This window comes from Pigmentiphaga sp. (assembly GCF_019689535.1).
GTDB lineage: Bacteria > Pseudomonadota > Gammaproteobacteria > Burkholderiales > Burkholderiaceae_B > Pigmentiphaga.
Map to the genome: position 1 here is coordinate 1 of NZ_JADGHH010000282.1, position 3,467 is coordinate 3,467.

2 protein-coding genes are annotated in these 3,467 nt (G+C 66.4%); both read right to left on the reverse strand.

The genetic code is table 11. From position 1 onward, the window contains the following. Positions 1-62 precede the first annotated feature (62 nt). Positions 63-1,181: a helix-turn-helix transcriptional regulator gene (locus IRZ12_RS16650; protein ID WP_296470914.1), complete on the reverse strand. Its 1,119-nt coding sequence runs from the start codon at positions 1,179-1,181 to the stop codon at positions 63-65. Positions 1,182-1,309: 128 nt separating this feature from the next. After that, a complete protein-coding gene (locus IRZ12_RS16655; protein ID WP_296470917.1) occupies positions 1,310-3,343 on the reverse strand; it encodes a methyl-accepting chemotaxis protein in 2,034 nt (677 codons plus the stop codon). Between the last annotated feature and the right edge of the window lie 124 nt (positions 3,344-3,467).

Below are 3,467 nucleotides of genomic sequence, written 5' to 3' on the forward strand. Positions count from 1 at the left end.
CCGGCCCTCGCCCTGCGGGCGCCGGCGCGCCGTTCCCGTTTCCTGCTTTACCGGGCCCGGCCTTACAGCCGGGCCAACTTTCCTACAAGCTCGGCCTGCCTGCGCACGCCGAGCTTGCTCATCGCGGCCTTGAGCTGCATCCGGACGGTGCCGAGCGCCGATTGGCGAGCCTCGGCAATTTCGGTGGGCGTCTCGCCCAAGGAAATACGGACGGCCACGTCCGCTTCCGCTTCCGTCAGCCCATAAGCCTTGCGCGCTACCCTGGCAAGGCGTCCCGATCCATTGTCGTCCAGCCCGCGCGCCACGACCAGCACCCGCGGATCGAAAGAAAATTCGTGCTCGGCGTTCACCACGCGGATCACCTCCAGCACCATGGCCGAGCCCGCCGAGGCGTCTTTCAGGACGATAGTAGACATGGCGGGCGTGCCGAGGCCGGAAACACTCCGGGCGGCCGCGGCGATGGCATCGGAAAGCACCCTGCCGCCGTCTCCCCGGCTCGCATACAGTACGCCATCCCGCAATCCGAGCAGGCCGCCCGGCCTCACCAGGGTTTCCGCCGCCGGGGTCATCGTCCGGACGCGGCCGTGGCGGTCGCAGACGAACACGCCCATGGAAAGCCCGTCGAAGGCAGCTTTCAGGATGCTCTCGCCGTTGTTCTCGAGCGCGATCTGGGTCTGGACCGCCGCGCGCACGTGGGGCGCCACGGCGGCAAACACGGCGCGCTGCTCAGGCGTCACCGGCCCTTCCCGCCGGTTGCGAACGACGGCCAGCCCGATCACCATGCCGGGCTGCCGTGCGACTGTACACAGGCAAGCGTGGGGAACGTCGCGCTTCAGCGCGAACTCCTGGTACCAGGTGTTGCGCTTGTAATCGTCGGGGGTCATGCAGTCGTAGTCCGCCAGCACCTCCAGCACGGGCGCGGCCATGCCTGCACGAACGAAGGGATTCCGCGCCGGGTCGCCGCCCCCGCTCGCCACGAACTCGTCTTTGAAATCGGCATCCACGTTGGTCATGATATTGAACGGCACGGCCGCATCCGACCCGACGCCGATCAATTCACCGCTTTGCGATCCCGTGGCCTGCGCCAGGGCATCCAGCGCGGCATACCAGCCCTTTCCGACCAGGCCCGCCCCCTGGAAACCCTCGGCGATGGCCTGGACGCGTTCATCCGATACTCCCATTTTCCCCCCGCAACTATAGGCGCTCCGCCCCTTCGCGCCTGCCGGCATCTAGCGGAACGCCGCCGGGAATTGTATCGGCATGTTGCGCCGGACCGAAAAACGGGAGCTGCCCTTGCGCCTTCCCCCCCTTAGGTACGCAGGGTACGTATGGTTTCTTCCAGGATGCGCGCCTGGTTCTGCAAGGACTCTGCCGAGGCCAGCGACTGCTGGACCGCCGCCGCGGACTCTTCCGAGTACTGCGCGATCTGTTCGACGCGGCTGGCGATCTGTTCGGAGGCGGATTTCTGCTCCATCGCGGCGCTGGAAATGTCGGCAATGACCTCCGCGGTGCGGCCGGCCGCCTCGCGGATGCGCGCCAGCACGTCGCCTGCCTGGCGGGCGCCTTCGGCCGAACGCTGCATGTCGGCGTTGACCTGGCGCATGGCTTCGGCCGCCAGCGCAGTCTGCTTCTGCACCGCGGCGATGACTTCGGCGATCTGGGAAGTGGAGGCTTTCGTGCGCTCCGCCAGGCCCCGCACCTCGTCGGCCACCACCGAGAAGCCGCGCCCTTCTTCGCCGGCGCGGGCTGCCTCGATGGCCGCGTTCAGCGCCAGGAGGTTGGTCTGCTCGGCAATCTCTTGGATCGTCTTGACCACGGCAGAAATCTGGCGCGACGACGCCTCGAGCTCCTGCACCACCTCGGCCGAGCTGGCCACCTGCGAGGCCATCTTCTCGATTTCCGAGACGGTCTGCGTGACCACGGCGGCGCCTTCGTCTGCGGCCGAGCTCGACGCCTTGGAGAAGTTGTTGGCTTCGCGGGTATTGTCGGCGATCTGCGAGATGGAGACCGTCAGCTCCTCGACCGCAGCGGCCACACCGCTTGCCGCCTCGGACTGCACCTCGGTTGCCTTGCCGATCTGGTTCAGGGCCTGCACCGTCTGCGTGGTGGCGGCCGAGACTTCCGACCCGGCGGCGCTCATCTGCTGGGCGAGCTGGGCGATGCGGGCACGCGTCGCGTTGATGCGGTCGGCCGTGATGTGGACCTCGTTGCGGGAGCCCGGCGGGCCGGCAGGCACGTCGCGCGTGAGGTCGCCGTCCCCGAGCCGGACGATGCCGGCGACCATGTCGCGCACGGGACGAAGCGCGGCCGACATCTGGAAATAAATGAGCAAGCCGATGACCGCCCCGCCGAGCAAGAGTGCCCCGACCATGAGGAGTATCTGGCGATACTGCGCCGCCATGAAATCGGACTTGGGCCCGACCGCTACCAGGGTCCAGCCCCAGTTCGGCACGGTCTGGAACGCGACCATCATCTCGGACTCGTCGGTGGACCGCTTGACGTCCAGTACCCCCTGGCCCTCGTCCACCAGCTTGTAATAAAACGGGCGATCTTCCTCGGGCGTTTCCTCGACGGTTTCTCCCTTGTACAGCGGATGCACCAGGAATTCGGACGTGCCATTCACCTTGGGCGTCATCGCGAACATCCGGCCATGGCCGGCAACGGTGGTTTTTTCGATGAAGTCGAGGACGCCGGCCACGTCGTCGGTCAAATCGACCTGCAAGGTCAGGCCACCGAAGATTTTTCCGTTGTCGTCCTTGAGGGGACGGACGTGGAGCGCGTACCAGCGGCCGTTGCGATAAACGATGTCGGTGGCGGACTGCTCGGAATCCATGGTGGTGGCAACGAAATCGTTTGCCGGAACGGGATGGCCTGTGAGAGGAACGCCGTCCGGGTTGCGCTGCAGCGTGGCGGCGCGTATCCAGCGGTTGTTGTGGCGCACCACGAGCTCGGGCTCGGCACCGGTATAGCTGCGCATGCGCTGCAGGATGGCGGAATTGCCGTTGAGGACGGTTTCGCCGGCGCGCACGGTCATGATTTCGCCGGCCACGCCAGTCTCGGTAAGGGTGCCGTCGGGCGAGGGTAGTTCGCCGAGCATCCGCTGGAACACCAGCAACTGCCGTTCGACGCGGTCTCGCGACGAGGTAAAGGTGGAGACCAGGCTCGCGTTGATGGAGCCGAGGGCGTCGGTCATTTCGCGCTCGACCGCGAGCCGGCCGGCGCGCAGGCCTTGCCAGGCCACCACCGCGGAGACCAGCACCGACACCAAGGCGCTCACGGACAGCGCCAAGACCAAGACCTGCTTAGCCAGCGAACGCTGGCTCAAGCCCAAAGAAACTCCCATTCCTTTACCCCAAACCGTTGTTGCCGGCTGCGCGCCGGTCGTTTCGAGTGCACGCTCTCCCCCCACACAGGCAGGCGTGTATGGGTTTACGGCAGGGATGAACAGGAATTGAGCGTTTTTTTGG

What these genes read in the sequence shown, in the direction of transcription:
- IRZ12_RS16650 (WP_296470914.1), bottom strand. Translation starts at nt 1,181, where the DNA reads ATGGGAGTATCGGATGAACGCGTCCAGGCCATCGCCGAGGGTTTCCAG.
- IRZ12_RS16655 (WP_296470917.1), bottom strand. Translation starts at nt 3,343, where the DNA reads ATGGGAGTTTCTTTGGGCTTGAGCCAGCGTTCGCTGGCTAAGCAGGTC.